Origin of the sequence: Pseudomonas sp. MS646, from assembly GCF_036693845.1 — a bacterium.
Taxonomy (GTDB): domain Bacteria; phylum Pseudomonadota; class Gammaproteobacteria; order Pseudomonadales; family Pseudomonadaceae; genus Aquipseudomonas; species Aquipseudomonas chlororaphis_E.
In genome coordinates, this window is the sequence record NZ_CP144763.1 from 5,819,369 (window position 1) to 5,836,332 (window position 16,964).

Below are 16,964 nucleotides of genomic sequence, written 5' to 3' on the forward strand. Positions count from 1 at the left end.
GCTTGCATAGAGGTTGAATGTACAGCCGCCTTCGCGAGCAAGCCCGCTCCCACAGGGCTCTTCATCGTCCATCCATAACAATAAGAGAGCCCTGAACATGCCCGTACCCGATCTCTTTCGCGAAGGCCTGGCCCGTGGCTGGACCACCCACAACGGCGCGCAACTGACCCAGGACCTGAGCCTGGACGCCGACGTGGCGATCATCGGCAGCGGCGCGGGCGGCGCAACCACGGCGGAAATCCTCAGCGCCGCCGGCTACCGCGTGTTGCTGATCGAGGAAGGACCGCTCAAGACCAGCAATGACTTCAAGCTGCTCGAAGACCAGGCCTACTCCAGCCTGTACCAGGAAGGCCTTGGGCGCATGAGCAAGGGCGGCGCCATCACCATTCTCCAGGGCCGGGCCGTGGGCGGTACGACGCTGATCAACTGGACCTCGAGCTTCCGTACGCCCGACCAGACCCTTGAGCATTGGGCCGCCGAACACGGCGTCCAGGGCCACAGCCCGGCGCAGATGGCGCCCTGGTTCGAAAAAATGGAGCAACGCCTGGGCGTGGCCCCCTGGATGGTTCCACCCAATGCCAACAACGACGTGATCCGCAAGGGTTGCGAACAGTTGGGCTACAGCTGGCACGTCATCCCGCGCAACGTGCGCGGCTGTTGGAACCTGGGGTACTGCGGCATGGGCTGCCCGACCAACGCCAAGCAGTCGATGCTGGTCACCACCATTCCCGCCACGCTGGATCAGGGGGGCGTGCTGCTTTACCTGGCCCGGGCAGAACGCCTGGTGATCAAGGGCGATGCGGTCGTCGGCCTGGAGTGCGTGGCCATGGACGAGCGCTGCGTGGCACCGACCGGGCGGCGCATCACGGTCAAGGCGCGGCACTACGTACTGGCGGGCGGTGGCATCAACAGCCCCGGCCTGCTGCTGCGCTCCGACGCGCCGGATCCCCATGAACGCCTGGGCAAGCGCACCTTCCTGCACCTGGTCAACACGTCAGCCGGGCAATTCGACGACGTCATCAACCCGTTCTACGGCGCGCCGCAGTCGATCTATTCGGATCATTTCCAATGGCAGGACGGTGTCACCGGAAAAATGTCCTACAAACTTGAAGTCCCGCCCCTGCACCCGGCGCTCGCCGCCACCCTGCTGGGCGGGTTCGGGGCCGAGAACGCCGCGCACATGGGCAGCCTGCCCTACACCCACGCAATGCTGGCCTTGCTGCGCGACGGTTTTCATCCGGACAGCCCCGGTGGGTGCGTCGAATTGCGCGGCGATGGCACGCCCGTGCTCGACTACACGGTTACGCCGTATACCTGGGAGGGTTTGCGCCGGGCCTTCCACAGCATGGCCGAGATCCAGTTCGCCGGCGGCGCCAAGGCCGTCATGCCGGTGCACGGCGATGCCCACTACGTGAAAACCCTGGCCGAAGCCCGGACCCTGATCGACGGCCTGGCGCTGGAGCTTTATCGCACGCGCCTGAGCAGCGCCCACGTAATGGGCGGCTGCGCCATGGGCGAAGACCCGAAAAACGCAGTCACCGACAGCCTCGGTCGTCATCACCAGTTGGCCAATCTTTCGATCCACGATGGCTCGCTGTTCCCCACCAGCATTGGCGCCAACCCGCAGTTGTCGGTGTACGGACTGACGGCGCAACTGGCGACAGCCCTGGCCGAGCGCTTGAAAAACCCATGAATATCCGGATTATTCGCACCGTCTATAGTGCTTTCTTATCCCACGGCCGACTTGGCCGACCGGGTCGGCTGCGATACCATCCGACTCCCCAACGGACTCCCGCCAGGACGACGCGATGAACCGAGTGTTGTACCCAGGTACCTTCGACCCTATTACCAAGGGCCATGGCGATCTGGTCGAACGCGCCGCGCGCCTGTTCGACCACGTGATCATTGCCGTCGCCGCCAGCCCCAAGAAAAACCCGCTGTTCCCGTTGGAACAACGCGTGGAGCTGGCCCGTGAAGTCACCAAGCACCTGCCCAACGTGGAAGTGGTCGGCTTCTCCACGCTGCTGGCGCACTTTGCCAAGGAAAAGAACGCCAATGTGTTCCTGCGTGGCCTGCGCGCGGTCTCGGATTTCGAGTACGAGTTCCAGCTGGCCAACATGAACCGCCAGTTGGCGCCGGACGTCGAGAGCCTCTTCCTGACGCCGTCGGAACGCTATTCCTTCATTTCCTCGACCCTGGTGCGGGAAATCGCGGCCCTGGGCGGTGACATCACCAAGTTCGTCCACCCGGCCGTGGCGGATGCGCTGACCCTGCGCTTCAAGAAGTAGCCCTTGCCGGCGACACTGCGCTCACGCTTTCCCACGCGAAGCGCAGCGCAGTCCATCGCACCCGCGTGCACTGCGCGCGCCAATGCGGCACAATTGCGCGCATACGTTTTCAGATGCCCGGGCCCAACGCCCCGGCAGGAGCCTGCATGTCCCTGATCATCACCGACGACTGCATCAATTGCGACGTCTGCGAACCCGAGTGCCCGAACGAAGCCATTTCCCAGGGTGAAGAAATCTACGTCATCGACCCGAACCTGTGCACCCAGTGCGTCGGCCATTACGACGAGCCCCAGTGCCAACAGGTTTGCCCGGTGGATTGCATTCCCCTGGACGAAGCCCATCCGGAGACTGAAGAACAGTTGATGGCGAAATATCGCAGGATTACTGGCAAGGGTTGAGCCGGATAATTTTGTAGTGTTTTTTGCGGGCCTCTTCGCGAGCAAGCCCGCTCCCACAAGGGGATCTGCTCAAGACGCAAATTCGGTGAGCACAGCCAATCCCTGTGGGAGCGGGCTTGCTCGCGAAGAGGCCATCAGCCATACCCCAAAACCAACTCCCTCACTCCTGCCGCTCAAACCCCTCCCCGATACACCCCAGGCACCGCACAAACGTGGCTTTCGCCGGGTCCACCACCAGCGCTTTACCCGCATCGCCCACCCCACCGCCCAGCGCGGTAAAGGGCAACGACACCACGAACGCCCCCGTGCCGATCACGGTGGCAGCAAGCAACAGCGGGCGGGCGATCAACAGGTCGCCGAGCATGGCATAGGCTGGTGGGTTCTGGATGGTATAGCGCGGGTCGCCGCTGCCACCGTTCGCCAGCGCGGGCGCGGCGACACTCAACAGCAACGTTAGAACGACGAGGCGAAACAGGTTCATGGGGCGGTCCTTCGGCTAAGCAGTCTGACAACTGACTATAGACCGTAGGACGGATCAGCTCCGATCAGCGCTGGCAGCGTGGACACCAGACACTGGCGCGCTGGCCGAGGCGGATTTCCCGCAGCCCCGTGCCGCAGACCTTGCACAGCTCGCCACCGCGGCCGTACACGAACAACTCCTGCTGGAAATACCCCGGCTGGCCGTCACCGCCGATGAAATCCCGCAGCGTGGTGCCGCCCCGCTCGATGGCATGGGCGAGGATGCGTTTGATCTCGATGGCCAGCTTCAGGTAACGCGCCCGGGAAATGCCCCCGGCCGCCCGGCGCGGGTCGATGCCGGCGGCAAACAGCGCCTCGGTCGCATAGATATTGCCCACCCCTACCACCACGGCGTTGTCCATGATGAACGGCTTGACCGCCATGGCCCGGCCCCGAGACAACTGGAACAGGCGCTCGCCGTCGAACAGGTCGGTCAACGGCTCCGGCCCGAGGCGCACCAGCAACTCATGGTTGAGCGGGTCGAGGCTCCAGAGCATGGCGCCGAAGCGCCGTGGGTCGGTGTAGCGCAAGGCCAGGCCGGACTCCAGCTCGATGTCCACATGCTCGTGCTTGGCCGCCGGCATGCCGATTTCCACCAACCGCAGGTTGCCGGACATGCCCAGGTGGCTGATCAACGTGCCAACCTCGGCATTGATCAACAAGTACTTGGCCCGCCGCTCCACCTGCACGATGCGCTGGCCGGAGAGCCGCACGTCGAGGTCTTCCGGGATCGGCCAACGCAGGCGACGATCGCGCACCAGCACGCGGCTGACCCGTTGTCCTTCGAGGTGTGGCGCGATGCCGCGACGGGTGGTTTCGACTTCCGGCAGTTCTGGCATGGGGCTCTCGAGTCAGGCGAACCGGGCACTCAACGAGTGGACAGGTCGCGGATTTCCTGTTTCTGGGTCTGGAAGTCGTATTCCGACAAGCCGATGTAGTCGAGCACCAGCGCCCCGACGCTGTCCCACTCATGGTCTTCAGGCTGGTTGCCCAGCACCCGGTGAGAGGCGCAGATGTTCTCGGACATTTTCAGGATCGCCAGCAAATTCTTCAGCGCGGTGTTGTTGCGCGAGGACTCGTCGCTGAAGACCGCCAGGGCATTGTGGTGGTTGGCGATGGCCTGGCTGACGTGATCCGGCAGGCGCCAGGACTTGGAGGTGTAGTAGCCGACCACCGCATGGTTGGTATTGAACTCGCGGTTTTCAGTGTCCACCACCCGGCACTCGGCGCTGGCATTGGCGTAGGCCTGCTCGAGCACGCTCATGTAGTGGGGGAATTGCTTGAGCATCAACGGCACGCCGCAATCGTGGAACAACCCTAGCGCGTAGGCTTCGTCGCCGTTTTCCAGACCGACACGCTTGGCCAGGGTCAGGCAGGTCATCGCCACGTCCTGGGCGGTGTCCCAGAAACGGTTCAGGGTGACGATGGCGTCATCGTGCAATTCACCCTTGATCGACTGCGCGTTGATCAGGTTGATGATCGAACGACTGCCCAGCAGGTTCACCGCGCGCTGGATCGAGGTGATCTTGTTGCGCAGCCCGTAGTAAGGCGAATTGACGATCTTGAGCAAGGCCCCCGAAAGGCCAGGGTCCTGGGAGATCAGCTTGGCGATGGTGTCCAGGTCCGGATCGGGCATGTACTGCTCCATCTGCAGGTCAACCATGATCTGCGGCTGGGGCGGCACACTGATGCCTTGCAGGGACTGTTGAATCTGTTCGGCGGAAAGCTCTTGGGACATGAGTACACACTCTGGGTCAAGCGGGGATTCTAACCCTTAAAGATGGATCCGATACACCGTCGGGTAGATAGTCGGAACTTTCCTTCGGGCTCAGGCTTCGGACTGTGTAGGGCCGACATCAAGCCTGCGTAAGGTTTAGGTCGGCCGCCAACCCACTCAGCTTGAGGAGATTTTTCATGCCCGGTTCGCTGAACAACAAGCGTGTTGCCATCCTGGTGACCGACGGTTTCGAACAGGTCGAACTGACCGGCCCGAAACAGGCGCTGGAACAGGCCGGCGCCCAGGTGGACATCATTTCCGCCGACGAAGGCCAGGTCAAAGGCTGGAACCATGACAAACCCGCCGACGACTTCAGGATCGACCGGACCTTCAAGGTCGCCAATGTCGAGCAGTACGACGCCGTGGTCCTGCCCGGCGGCGTGCAGAACTCCGACACCATCCGCATAGACCCCGACGCGCAGAAGCTGGTCAAGGGTTTCGAGGCGGCCAGCAAGCCCATCGCGGTCATCTGCCACGGTGGCTGGCTGCTGGTGTCGGCCGGGCTGGTCAAGGGCAAGACCATGACCAGCTACAAGACGCTCAAGGATGACCTGGTCAACGCCGGGGCGAACTGGGTCGACAAGGAAGTGGTCAAGGACGGCGCATTGATCAGCAGCCGCCAGCCGGATGACATCCCGGCGTTCAATCGCGAGCTGATCGGGGCGTTGTCTGCCTGACTCATCGTAGCGAGGGGGCTTGATCGAAATAGGGCGGCTGCGCCACCCAGCGGGAGCAAGCTCCCTCGCCACATGTCCAGCGCAAGCCCCGGACCCGCTTCAACACGCTATACTCCCGCTCTTTTTTCCGGAGCGACGTCATGTCCCTGCCTAGCCTGCGCCTCAAAGCCAACGCCGACCGTCGCCTGCGCGCCGGCCACTTGTGGGTCTACAGTAACGAAATCGACGTGGCCGCCACGCCGCTGCACGGTTTCCAGGCCGGCGACCAGGCGGTCCTCGAGGCGGCCGGCGGCAAGCCGTTGGGCATCGTCGCGATGAGCCCCAACAACCTGATCTGCGCACGCCTGCTGTCGCGTGACGTGAAGCTGGCGCTGGACAAATCCCTGCTGGTGCACCGCCTCAACGTGGCACTGTCGTTGCGCGAGCGGCTGTTCGACAAGCCGTTCTATCGCCTGGTCTACGGTGACTCCGACCTGTTGCCGGGCCTGGTGGTCGACCGTTTCGGCGACATCCTGGTGGTACAGATTGCCTCCGCCACCATGGAGGCCCACAAAGATGACGTGATCGCGGCCCTGACCCAGGTGCTCAAGCCCAGCGGCATCCTGTTCAAGAATGACTCCGCCGCCCGCGACGCCGAAGGCCTGAACCGCTACGTCGAGACCGTGTTCGGCCTCGTGCCGGAATGGGTCGCCCTGGAAGAGAATGGCGTGAAATTCGAAGCACCGGTCATGGAAGGCCAGAAAACCGGCTGGTTCTACGACCACCGCATGAACCGCGCGCGCCTGGCCCCGTACGCCAAAGGCAAGCGCGTACTGGACCTGTTCAGCTACATCGGCGGCTGGGGCGTGCAATCCGCGGCCTTCGGCGCCAGCGAAGTGTTCTGCGTCGACGCCTCGGGCTTCGCCCTCGACGGTGTCGAGCGCAACGCCGCGCTGAACGGCTTCGCCGAAAAACTGACCTGCATCGAAGGCGACGTCTTCGAAGCCCTGAAGGAACTCAAGGCCAGCGAAGAGCGCTTCGACGTGATCGTCGCCGACCCACCGGCCTTCATCAAGCGCAAGAAAGACCTGAAGAACGGCGAAGGCGCGTACCGCCGCCTCAACGAACAAGCCATGCGCCTGCTCAGCAAGGACGGCATCCTGGTCAGCGCCTCGTGCTCGATGCACCTGCCCGAAGACGACCTGCAAAACATCCTCCTGACCAGCGCCCGCCACCTGGACCGCAACATCCAACTGCTCGAACGCGGCGGCCAAGGCCCAGACCACCCGGTCCACCCGGCCATTCCCGAGACCCGCTACATCAAGAGCATTACCTGCCGGTTGTTGCCCAACAGTTGAGTGCTATCGTGGCGTGGGGCCTTTCCCGCGCCACTCCATCCTGCCGGCGTGAACGCTACCAATCGTCATCCGGCACGCGACATTCACACCCGATCAGCACTTTGCGTCATTTCATCCTGACGCCAGCGGTGTAGAATCGCGACATTCATCGCCATTCATCCCCGGCGGGTTTATGAGCTCATGCCCAGGCTCGCAGCGATCCTGCACAGTCATCGGCCACCTCCAGACACTGCGCCCATCCCGAGTGTTCCAGAGGTCAACAGAAGCTCACTTCCCCTTGTTACCTGATTAGTACCTGATTAGCCGCCCGGAGTGCTCCATGCCCGATTACCGCTCGAAAACATCCACCCATGGCCGCAACATGGCCGGCGCCCGTGCCTTGTGGCGCGCCACGGGGATGAAGGATGACGACTTCAAGAAGCCGATCATCGCCGTTGCCAACTCCTTCACCCAGTTCGTACCGGGCCACGTGCACCTCAAGGACCTGGGTCAACTGGTGGCCCGGGAAATCGAACGCGCTGGCGGCGTGGCGAAAGAATTCAACACCATCGCCGTGGACGACGGCATCGCCATGGGCCACGACGGCATGCTCTATTCGCTGCCCAGCCGCGAGATCATCGCCGACTCCGTCGAGTACATGGTCAACGCCCACTGCGCCGACGCCATCGTGTGCATTTCCAACTGCGACAAGATCACCCCCGGCATGCTGATGGCCGCGCTGCGCCTGAACATCCCGGTGATCTTCGTTTCCGGCGGCCCGATGGAAGCCGGCAAGACCAAGCTGGCCAGCCACGGCCTCGACCTGGTGGACGCCATGGTGATCGCCGCCGACTCCAGCGCTTCTGACGAGAAAGTCGCCGAGTACGAGCGCAGCGCCTGCCCGACCTGCGGTTCGTGCTCCGGCATGTTCACCGCCAACTCGATGAACTGCCTGACCGAAGCCCTGGGCCTGGCCCTGCCGGGCAACGGCTCGACCCTGGCCACCCACAGCGACCGCGAGCAGCTGTTCCTGCAGGCCGGCCGCACCATCGTCGAGCTGTGCAAGCGCTACTACGGTGAGAATGATGCGTCGGTGTTGCCACGCAACATCGCCAACTTCAAGGCGTTCGAAAACGCCATGACCCTGGACATCGCCATGGGCGGTTCCACCAACACCATCCTGCACCTGCTGGCCGCCGCCCAGGAAGCCGAGATCGATTTCGACCTGCGCGACATCGACCGCCTGTCCCGCAACGTGCCGCAACTGTGCAAGGTCGCGCCGAACATCCAGAAGTACCACATGGAAGATGTGCACCGTGCCGGCGGGATCATCAGTATCCTCGGTTCCCTGGCCCGAGGCGGGTTGCTGCACACCGACCTGCCGACCGTGCACAGCAAGACCATGGCCGAGGCTATCGCCAAGTGGGACATCACCCAGACCACCGACGAAGCCGTGCATCACTTCTTCAAGGCAGGCCCGGCGGGCATTCCGACACAGACCGCGTTCAGCCAGTCGACCCGTTGGGAAACCCTGGACGACGATCGTGAGAACGGCTGCATCCGCAGCGTCGAGCACGCCTACTCCAAGGAAGGCGGGTTGGCCGTGCTGTACGGCAACATCGCCCTGGACGGTTGCGTGGTGAAGACCGCCGGCGTCGATGAGTCGATCCACGTGTTCGAAGGCAACGCCAAGATCTTCGAAAGCCAGGACAGCGCCGTGCGCGGGATCCTCGCGGACGAGGTGAAGGCCGGCGACATCGTGATCATTCGCTACGAAGGCCCGAAAGGTGGCCCGGGCATGCAGGAAATGCTCTACCCCACGTCCTACCTGAAGTCCAAGGGCCTGGGCAAAGCCTGCGCCCTGCTCACCGACGGCCGTTTCTCCGGCGGGACTTCGGGCCTGTCCATCGGTCACGCTTCGCCTGAAGCGGCGGCAGGTGGCGCCATCGGCCTGGTACGCGATGGCGATAAGGTGCTGATCGACATTCCGAACCGCTCGATCAACCTGTTGATCAGCGATGAAGAGCTGGCCGCGCGCCGCGTCGAACAGGACAAGAAAGGCTGGAAGCCGGTGGAAGTGCGCCCGCGCAAGGTCACCACGGCACTCAAGGCCTACGCCCTGCTCGCCACCAGCGCCGACAAGGGCGCTGTACGCAACAAGGCAATGCTCGACGGCTTGTAAGCGTCTAAAGCGGCCAAAAAAATGCCCCGCCAAGTGCGGGGCATTTTTTTGGGCTCTCATTTGCCTTACGGCCGTGGAGTCTCTTGTGGCGAGGGAGCTTGCTCCCGCTGGCCTGCGCAGCAGGCCCCCAGCATTGCTTCAGGCAAACCGCATGACCTGGTTTGCGACTGCTACGCAGTCGAGCGGGAGCAGGCCCTTGCCACGGGTTCTTCGTGGCCCCCCGCGGGGTCGTGGGACTTACTGGATGTCTTCCGGCTTGACGATCACCCAGTTCTTGTCCGCCGTCACCGGCAGGCCTTCCTTGGCCTGGGCCGCGGCGTGCTTGGCCATCATGCCGTTGAGCTGGGTCATGTATTTGTCCTTGCGGTTGACCCACAGGTGGATGCCGCCCTTCGCTACATCCACATCGTGGAACAACATGTAGCCATCGCTGCTCGGCGTGTCGCCGCCCACGAGCACCGGTTTCTTCCACTCGTCGATGTAGGTCAGGATCGCTGCATGCTTGCCGGCCATCCAGGTCGCCGGCGTCCACAGGTAAGGCGTGTACTCCAGGTCGAGGTTGGCCTTCTCGTCATACTTGCCGGCGCTGATCTGCTTGCGGGCCGTGGTCAGTTCGCCCGTCTTGCGATCCTTGAGCAGCGTGGTCACGCCGATCACGTTCTGCGGCTTGAGGTTGTAGCCATACTTCGGATCGGCAGCGACCATGCGCACCAATTCTTCCGACGCCGCGGTCATGACATAGACCTCGATGCCGTTTTCCATCAGTTTGTTGTACAGCTCGGCCTGGCCGGTGAAGACCTTGGGCGGGTTGACGGTGGAGTTGACGACCTTGTCGCCGTCGTAATACGTGGTGGGCACCGGCTTGCCAGAAGCCATCAGCTCGTCGACGTAGCCCTTGAGCTCCTTGAGGGTGAAACCGGAGAACACCTGGGCCACCCAGGGGTAGCAGACCATGTCGTCCACTTCGCACAGGCGATAGTAATAGCTGAACAGGCTTTCCTTGTGGTCGGCGGTGTCCTTGAACGGCATCAGCTTGAGGGACGGGTCCAGGGTTTCGCGGGTGATGAGGCCCTTGTTCTCCATGAACGGCAGCAACGATTCCTCGAGGTCGTAACGGTAGCTGGTGTTGTCCATGTCGAACACCGCGTAGTTACCCTTGTTGGCGTTGGCCGCGATCATCGCGTCCAGGGCCTTGGCCTGCTCGGCCGGCCAGTGCTTGAGCTCGGTGGCAAGGGCCTGTCCGGCCAGGCCCAGGCTCAAGGCGACAGCGAGAAAACGAGGTGCGAGCTTCATCGGCATTTCTCCCAGGTTCAAAGAACCCGACGCTAACAAATGCGTATGACAGTCCTCGCCTGTCCGCGACCGCTTACGTCTTGAAAACGCCAGCGACGTACCCGCAAACGCCACGTCCTTATTCCATAAACGACATTCAACATGCATTTTTAGTATTAATTCATTAGTTATCAGACTGTTAGGCTTCCCGGTTCGCAGTCGCGGCTTCAAGCGACTGGCAAAGTCTTAACGGAGCTCTCTTGATGAATCTGCCGCTGATCCTCAATCTGCTGGTGTTCCTCGCCTTGCTGTTCGGCCTGGCGCAAACCCGTCACGCCAGCTGGAGCCTGGCCAGGAAAGTACTGCTGGCCCTGGTGCTGGGCGTGGGGTTCGGGGTGGCCCTGCACACGATCTACGGGGCTGGCAACCCGGTGCTCAAGGCCTCGATCGGCTGGTTCGACCTGGTCGGCAACGGCTACGTGCAACTGTTGCAGATGATCGTCATCCCGCTGGTCTTCGCCTCGATCCTCAGCGCCGTGGCGCGTCTGCACAACGCCTCGTCCCTGGGCAAGATCAGCTTCCTGACCATCGGCACCTTGCTGTTCACCACGGCCATCGCCGCCCTGATCGGGATCGGCCTGACCAACCTGTTCGGCCTCACCGCCGAAGGGCTGGTGGCCGGCAGCCAGGAACTGGCGCGCCTGCAAGTGATCCAGAGCGATTACGCCGGCAAGGTCGCCGACCTGAACATCCCGCAGTTGCTGCTTTCGTTCATTCCACAAAACCCCTTTGCCGACCTGGCCCGGGCCAAGCCGACCTCGATCATCAGCGTGGTGATCTTCGCCGCGTTCCTCGGCGTGGCCGCCCTGCAATTGCTCAAGGATGACGCGCAAAAAGGTCAGAAAGTGATCGACGCCATCGACACCCTGCAGAGCTGGGTCACGCGTCTGGTGCGGTTGGTGATGAAGCTGACGCCCTATGGCGTGCTGGCGTTGATGACCAAAGTGGTGGCGGGCTCCAACCTGCAGGACATCATCAAGCTCGGCAGTTTCGTGGTGGTGTCGTACCTGGGCCTGGGCCTGATGTTCGTCGTCCATGGCCTGCTGGTCAGCGCGGCGGGGATCAACCCGTTGCGTTTCTTGCGCAAGATCTGGCCGGTGCTGACCTTCGCCTTCACCAGCCGCTCCAGCGCGGCGACCATCCCGCTGAGCATCGAAGTCCAGACCAGCCGCCTCGGCATTCCACGCGCCATCGCCAGCTTCAGCGCCTCGTTCGGCGCCACCATCGGCCAGAACGGTTGCGCCGGCCTGTACCCGGCGATGCTGGCGGTCATGGTTGCGCCGACAGTGGGCATCAACCCGCTGGACCCGGTATGGATCGCGACGCTGGTGGCGATCGTGACCTTGAGTTCGGCGGGCGTCGCCGGGGTCGGTGGCGGGGCGACATTTGCCGCGCTGATCGTGCTGCCGGCGATGGGCTTGCCGGTCTCGCTGGTGGCGCTGCTGATTTCCGTCGAACCGCTGATCGACATGGGTCGCACGGCGTTGAACGTCAGCGGCTCGATCACCGCCGGGGCGATCACCAGCCAGGTGATGCAACAGACCGACAAGGCCTTGCTCGACGCTGATGAACATGGGGAGTTGGTGCACGCTTGATGCGTGGCGCCTGATAGACCGCTTTCGCGAGCAAGCTCGCTCCCACAGTCGACCGAGGTCTGCCTGACAAAACTCGGTTAACTGTGGGAGCGAGCTTGCTCGCGATGCCCTTAACGCCTCTCCCACACCTCGAAGCTATACGCCGGCTTATCCCCTTCGGCCGGGTTCGGCTGGTTCGAAACCAGCGTCCACTGGTTCGCGTCGAACGCCGGAAACCACGCATCCCCTTCCGGGCTCAGCGCCACGCGGGTCAGGTACAGTCGGTCGGCCTGCTCCAGAGCCTGGGCGTACAACTGCGCACCGCCGATCAACATCAGCTCATCGACACCCTGCGCCTGCGCCCAGGCTTCGGCCCGTTCCACGGCGGCGTCGAGGCTGGAAAAGACTTCCGCGCCCTCGAGCAGCAAGCCAGGCTGGCGACTGACCACGATGTTCAGGCGCCCCGGCAACGGTCGACCGAGGGAATCCCAGGTCTTGCGCCCCATGATGATCGGCTTGCCCAGGGTGGTGGCCTTGAAGTATTTGAAATCCCCCGGCAAGTGCCAGGGCATGCTGTTGTCGACGCCGATCACCCGGTTTTCACCAAGGGCTGCGATCAGGCTTAAGGGAAGTGTTTTTTTCATGCCGCCGAGGATACCAGAGGCGCGCCGTACCCCGACAGGCGCTACAGCGGTTATGCTCAACCCTCATTTGAGCTACGGAAGCACCCGTGACGAAACTGCAAGAACTCTGGTTGACCGAGGCCATCCGCCTGCGTGAAGAGCACGCCGGCCCGTTGCAGGACCAGGAAGCCAATCGCCTGGCCCGTGCGGCCGGCGGTGAGTTGTCCACCCGCATCCGCCATCGCGCCCGCTGGCTGGCCGAGCGCGATGGCCTCGTCCTGGCTCTGCGCCACTGGTTGCAAGGGGCGCGCCTGGCACTGATGGTGTTGGCGGTGCTCGCCGTGGTCAGCGGCGCCGGCCTGGGCTTTGCCGCACTCGGCGACGGGCAGACGCCAGTCAACGTGTTCTGGGCCTTGGGCAGCCTCCTGGGCCTCAACCTGGTCCTGCTGATCGGCTGGGCCCTCGGCCTGGCGTTCGCCGGGGGCCAGGATGCCGTGCTGGGCCGCTTGTGGTTGTGGCTCAGCGAGAAGCTCGCCCGCGACGCCAAGGCCATCCAACTGGCGCCGGCCCTGCTGCTGTTGTTGCAACGAAAGCGACTCAATCGCTGGGTTCTCGGGGCGCTGGTCAACGGCGTCTGGCTGGTAGCGATGGTCAGCGCGCTGGTCATCGTACTGATGCTGATGGCGACCCGGCGCTACGGGTTTGTCTGGGAAACCACCCTGCTCGGCAGCGAGACCTTTGTTGCCCTGACCCGCGCCCTCGGTACTGTGCCTGCCCTGCTGGGTTTCAACGTACCGACCGTGGAGATGATCCGCGCCAGCGGCGACGGCGCCCTGAACCTCGACAGCGCCCGCCAGGCCTGGGCCACTTGGCTGGTGGGCGTGGTGCTGGTCTACGGCGTGCTGCCACGCCTGGGCCTGGCGCTGCTGTGCCTGTGGCGCTGGCGCCGCGGTCGCGCCGACCTGGCCCTGGACTTGAACCTGCCGGGCTATGCCCAGTTACGCGAACGCCTGATGCCCAGCAGCGAGCGACTGGGAATCAACGACGCCGCGCCCGCCCAGTTGCATCAGGTGCAAAGCCCCGCCGGCACGGTGCAAAGCACCGGCGCCTTGCTGGTGGCCATCGAGCTGGACGAGCGGCCCTGGCCGCCGAAGCTGCCCGACTCGGTGAAAAACGCCGGTGTCCTCGACAGCCGCGAGTCTCGCCACAAACTCCTCGAGCAACTGTCGCGATTTCCACCGGCGCGGTTGGCGATTGCCTGTGATCCACGCCGCTCGCCAGACCGGGGCAGCCTGGCGTTGATCGCCGAACTGGCCCGCAGCGCCAGCGCCACCCGCGTGTGGCTGTTACAGGCGCCGCCCGGCGAAGCGCTGGACGCCGAACGCCTGGGCGACTGGCACAGCGCGCTGCAACAGCTGCAATTGCCTTTCGCCGATTGCGCCCCCATGAGCTGGCTGGAGAACGGCCATGACTGATTCCATCAAGCCGCTGAAACTGGCCGTGGTCGGGCATACCAACGTCGGCAAGACCTCGCTGCTGCGCACCCTTACCCGGGACGTCGGCTTCGGCGAAGTGTCCCATCGCCCGAGCACCACCCGGCACGTCGAGGGCGCACGCCTCTCGGTGGACGGGCAAGCCCTGCTGGAGCTGTACGACACCCCAGGCCTGGAGGACGCCATCGCCCTGCTCGACTACCTCGAATGCCTGGAGCGCCCCGGTGAACGCCTGGACGGCCCGGCACGCCTGGCCCGTTTTCTCGAAGGCAGCGAGGCGCGGCAACGCTTCGAGCAAGAGGCCAAGGTGTTGCGGCAGTTGCTCGCGAGCGACGCCGGCATTTATGTCATCGACGCCCGTGAACCGGTGCTGGCCAAGTACCGCGATGAGCTGGAGGTCCTCGCCAGTTGCGGCAAGCCGCTGCTGCCGGTACTCAATTTCGTCAGCAGCACCCAACACCGTGAGCCCGACTGGCGCGAAGCCCTGGCACGCCTGGGGCTGCATGCCCTGGTGCGCTTTGACAGCGTCGCGCCGCCCGAGGATGGCGAACGACGCTTGTATGAAAGCCTCGCGCTGTTGCTGGAAAGCGCCCGCGGGCAACTGGAGCGGTTGATTGCCGACCAACAGGCTCAGCGCCTGGCCCGCCAGCAGAGCGCAGCCCGGTTGATCGCCGAGCTGTTGATCGACTGCGCCGCCTGCCGCCGCAGCGTCGCCAGCGACCCCGAGCGGGAGCGCCAGGCCATCGACGAGCTACGCCATGCAGTGCGTCAGCGCGAACAACGCTGCGTCGAATCCCTGCTCAAGCTCTATGCCTTCCGCCCCCAGGACGCCGCCGCCAGTGACTTGCCACTGCTCGACGGACGCTGGGGCGATGACCTGTTCAATCCCGAGACTTTGAAGCAATTGGGTGTGCGGGTTGGCGGTGGAATCGCCGCAGGCGCCGCGGCCGGTGCCGGGGTGGACTTGCTGGTGGGCGGCCTGACCCTCGGCGCCGCCGCCCTCGCCGGGGCCATTGCCGGCGGCGCCCTGCAAACCGCCCGCAGCTACGGCAATCGACTCATGGGCAAACTCAAGGGCCAGCGCGAACTGACGGTGGACGACAGCGTGCTGCGCCTGCTGGCCCTGCGCCAACGGCAACTGCTGCAAGCCCTCAACCAGCGTGGCCATGCGGCCCTCGACAGCATCCGCATCGCCACGCCCCAGGCAGACAAGACCTGGCGCGAAGGCAAGCTGCCCGACGCCCTGGCCAAGGCCCGCGCCCATCCCCAGTGGTCCAGCCTCAACCCCCAGGCGCGGCTGAGCCAGGCTGAGCGGCAGGAGCAGATCGAGCAGTTGGCGGGTCAGTTATGACAGAAGACCGACTGTGGCGAGGGGATTTATCCCCGCTGGGGCGCGCAGCGTCCCTGATGCCTGACACCACGATGTGTCTGACAGACCGTGTCGATTCTTTTGGGGGCGCTGCGCACCCCAGCGGGGATAAATCCCCTCGCCACAACAGGGTTGTGCCAGATAGCAATCAGCGACTGTTCAACACCACGAGCGCCAACGCAACTTCAGCCAACTCCAACTCATTGAACACCCGCACCCCATGGCGCTTGAGCAAGGCCGCTGTCACGCCCTCGCCACTGACTTTCACGCCACTAAACGTGCCGTCGTAGGTCAGCAGGTTGCCGCACGATGGGCTGTTGGCCTTGAGCACGGCGATCCGGATGCCGTGTTCGCGGACCAGCGCCAGCGCCTGGTCGGCGCCCGACAGGAACTGCGCACTCACGTCTTCGCCGTCTGTGGTGATCACCGCCGCCTGGCCGTCGAGCACCTGGACGCCCTGTCCACCGGCAATCTCCGCCGCGGCCCGGGGCGTGGGCAGGCCGCCGGCGACTTCCGGGCACAGGGGCACGACCCGGCCTTCGTCGAGCCATTGCTGAAGTTGATCGAATGGCCCGCTGGCACCGCCGTCATAGCGCACCCGGTGGCCGAGCAGGCAGCGACTGACTAGGATCTTTTCCATGGGGTCAGAACAACTCGTTGCCGCGGCGCCGGAACCAGCCGGTCAAGGACAGGCGGTTGCGCGTGGCCGGCAGGACTTCGTGGGGGATTTCGCCCGAGAGGAACACCACCAGGCAACCGCCGACGGGCACGACGTCATGCTCCACGCCATCGTCCAGGTACATGCGCAGTTGGCCACCCTGTTCCGCCGACCAGGCGTCATTGAGGTAGAGCACCGCCGACACCATGCGCCGGTCGTCGTCACGAAAGCGGTCGACATGCTTGAGGTAGAACGCGCCGGGCGGGTACAGGGCGAAGTGGCTTTCGAAATCTTCCAGGCCCAGGAACAGCCCACGGTTCATCGCCTCGCGCAGGCTGTCCATCAAGGCCAGGTAATGATCGCAAGCCTGCGCCTGGCCAGGCTCGATCCATTGGATGCGATCACCCCGGATACCTTCGCGGATCTCCGAGAACGGTCCGCGCCCGACCGCCGCCGGCGCCAGTTCGCCTTCGGCGGCGCGCTGGCGACACTCGGCCGCCAGGGCGCGGGTCAGCGCGTCCGGCAGGAACAGGTTCTGCTGCGACCAGCCGCGCTCGGCCAGGTCGTCGACGATACGTAACAGCAGCGGGTGATCAGAAGGTATTTGCATGGCGCGCATAGTATGCCTGTGCCTGCAAAACCGACAGCGCCACGCAGCGACTTTACGGCGCCAGGTAGCACTGGCGTACGAACTTGATACGAATTCTCGACAAGTTCCCATGCCCCACGGAGAATAGTCGGCTGCTGACAGGAGTCCC

At 64.1% G+C, this 16,964-nt stretch carries 16 protein-coding genes; 9 read left to right on the top strand and 7 right to left on the bottom strand.

The window, feature by feature from the left end; all coding sequences use genetic code 11:
* Positions 1-97 precede the first annotated feature (97 nt).
* From V3H56_RS25785 to V3H56_RS25795, 3 genes are all read left to right on the top strand, one after another.
* Positions 98-1,693, top strand: a complete 1,596-nt coding sequence (locus V3H56_RS25785; RefSeq protein WP_123579187.1) for a GMC family oxidoreductase — start codon at positions 98-100, stop codon at positions 1,691-1,693.
* Between the two features lie 115 nt (positions 1,694-1,808).
* On the top strand, positions 1,809-2,288 hold the full coding sequence (coaD, locus tag V3H56_RS25790) for a pantetheine-phosphate adenylyltransferase (RefSeq protein ID WP_003177462.1): 480 nt from the start codon (positions 1,809-1,811) through the stop codon (positions 2,286-2,288).
* 146 nt (positions 2,289-2,434) lie between these two features.
* Positions 2,435-2,686 (top strand): YfhL family 4Fe-4S dicluster ferredoxin, encoded by a 252-nt coding sequence (locus V3H56_RS25795; RefSeq protein WP_003249063.1) that lies wholly within the window; start codon positions 2,435-2,437, stop codon positions 2,684-2,686.
* A 160-nt stretch (positions 2,687-2,846) separates the two neighbouring features.
* Here V3H56_RS25795 and V3H56_RS25800 read toward each other — a convergent pair whose 3' ends face one another.
* From V3H56_RS25800 to V3H56_RS25810, 3 genes are all read right to left on the bottom strand, one after another.
* Positions 2,847-3,167 (bottom strand): hypothetical protein, encoded by a 321-nt coding sequence (locus V3H56_RS25800; RefSeq protein WP_042731134.1) that lies wholly within the window; start codon positions 3,165-3,167, stop codon positions 2,847-2,849.
* A gap of 64 nt (positions 3,168-3,231) precedes the next feature.
* On the bottom strand, positions 3,232-4,044 hold the full coding sequence (mutM, locus tag V3H56_RS25805; RefSeq protein ID WP_053147170.1) for a bifunctional DNA-formamidopyrimidine glycosylase/DNA-(apurinic or apyrimidinic site) lyase: 813 nt from the start codon (positions 4,042-4,044) through the stop codon (positions 3,232-3,234).
* A gap of 29 nt (positions 4,045-4,073) precedes the next feature.
* Positions 4,074-4,889: an HDOD domain-containing protein gene (locus tag V3H56_RS25810; protein WP_162489260.1), complete on the bottom strand. Its 816-nt coding sequence runs from the start codon at positions 4,887-4,889 to the stop codon at positions 4,074-4,076.
* Between the two features lie 230 nt (positions 4,890-5,119).
* On the opposite strand from V3H56_RS25810, the gene V3H56_RS25815 reads away from it, so the two are divergent.
* The 3 genes from V3H56_RS25815 to ilvD all read left to right on the top strand — a co-directional run bounded on the left by V3H56_RS25815 (position 5,120) and on the right by ilvD (position 9,157).
* On the top strand, positions 5,120-5,659 hold the full coding sequence (locus tag V3H56_RS25815; protein WP_338474009.1) for a type 1 glutamine amidotransferase domain-containing protein: 540 nt from the start codon (positions 5,120-5,122) through the stop codon (positions 5,657-5,659).
* A 140-nt stretch (positions 5,660-5,799) separates the two neighbouring features.
* Positions 5,800-6,996, top strand: coding sequence for a class I SAM-dependent rRNA methyltransferase (locus V3H56_RS25820; protein ID WP_338474010.1), 1,197 nt, complete (start codon positions 5,800-5,802; stop codon positions 6,994-6,996).
* 319 nt (positions 6,997-7,315) lie between these two features.
* Positions 7,316-9,157, top strand: a complete 1,842-nt coding sequence (gene ilvD, locus V3H56_RS25825; RefSeq protein WP_042731186.1) for a dihydroxy-acid dehydratase — start codon at positions 7,316-7,318, stop codon at positions 9,155-9,157.
* A 237-nt stretch (positions 9,158-9,394) separates the two neighbouring features.
* On the opposite strand, the gene V3H56_RS25830 is transcribed toward ilvD, so the two are convergent.
* A complete protein-coding gene (locus tag V3H56_RS25830; RefSeq protein WP_042731191.1) occupies positions 9,395-10,450 on the bottom strand; it encodes a phosphorylcholine phosphatase in 1,056 nt (351 codons plus the stop codon).
* A 242-nt stretch (positions 10,451-10,692) separates the two neighbouring features.
* On the opposite strand from V3H56_RS25830, the gene V3H56_RS25835 reads away from it, so the two are divergent.
* Entirely contained in the window at positions 10,693-12,084 is a 1,392-nt protein-coding gene (locus tag V3H56_RS25835; RefSeq protein WP_042731187.1) for an L-cystine transporter, read from the top strand.
* Positions 12,085-12,194: 110 nt separating this feature from the next.
* Here V3H56_RS25835 and V3H56_RS25840 read toward each other — a convergent pair whose 3' ends face one another.
* A complete protein-coding gene (locus V3H56_RS25840) occupies positions 12,195-12,707 on the bottom strand; it encodes a dihydrofolate reductase (RefSeq protein ID WP_338474011.1) in 513 nt (170 codons plus the stop codon).
* An 86-nt stretch (positions 12,708-12,793) separates the two neighbouring features.
* On the opposite strand from V3H56_RS25840, the gene V3H56_RS25845 reads away from it, so the two are divergent.
* Both V3H56_RS25845 and V3H56_RS25850 read left to right on the top strand, forming a co-directional pair.
* Complete coding sequence (locus V3H56_RS25845) at positions 12,794-14,161, top strand: DUF2868 domain-containing protein (RefSeq protein ID WP_053147163.1); 1,368 nt, start codon at positions 12,794-12,796, stop codon at positions 14,159-14,161.
* Positions 14,154-15,530, top strand: coding sequence for a GTPase/DUF3482 domain-containing protein (locus V3H56_RS25850; RefSeq protein ID WP_047735840.1), 1,377 nt, complete (start codon positions 14,154-14,156; stop codon positions 15,528-15,530). Before V3H56_RS25845 ends, V3H56_RS25850 begins: the two co-directional genes overlap by 8 nt.
* A 166-nt stretch (positions 15,531-15,696) precedes the next feature.
* Here V3H56_RS25850 and V3H56_RS25855 read toward each other — a convergent pair whose 3' ends face one another.
* Positions 15,697-16,188, bottom strand: a complete 492-nt coding sequence (locus V3H56_RS25855) for a DUF523 domain-containing protein (RefSeq protein ID WP_042731307.1) — start codon at positions 16,186-16,188, stop codon at positions 15,697-15,699.
* A gap of 4 nt (positions 16,189-16,192) precedes the next feature.
* Positions 16,193-16,825 carry a 2OG-Fe(II) oxygenase gene (locus tag V3H56_RS25860; RefSeq protein WP_123579191.1) on the bottom strand — a complete coding sequence of 211 codons (633 nt, stop codon included), beginning with the start codon at positions 16,823-16,825 and terminating at the stop codon, positions 16,193-16,195.
* Positions 16,826-16,964: the final 139 nt, after the last annotated feature.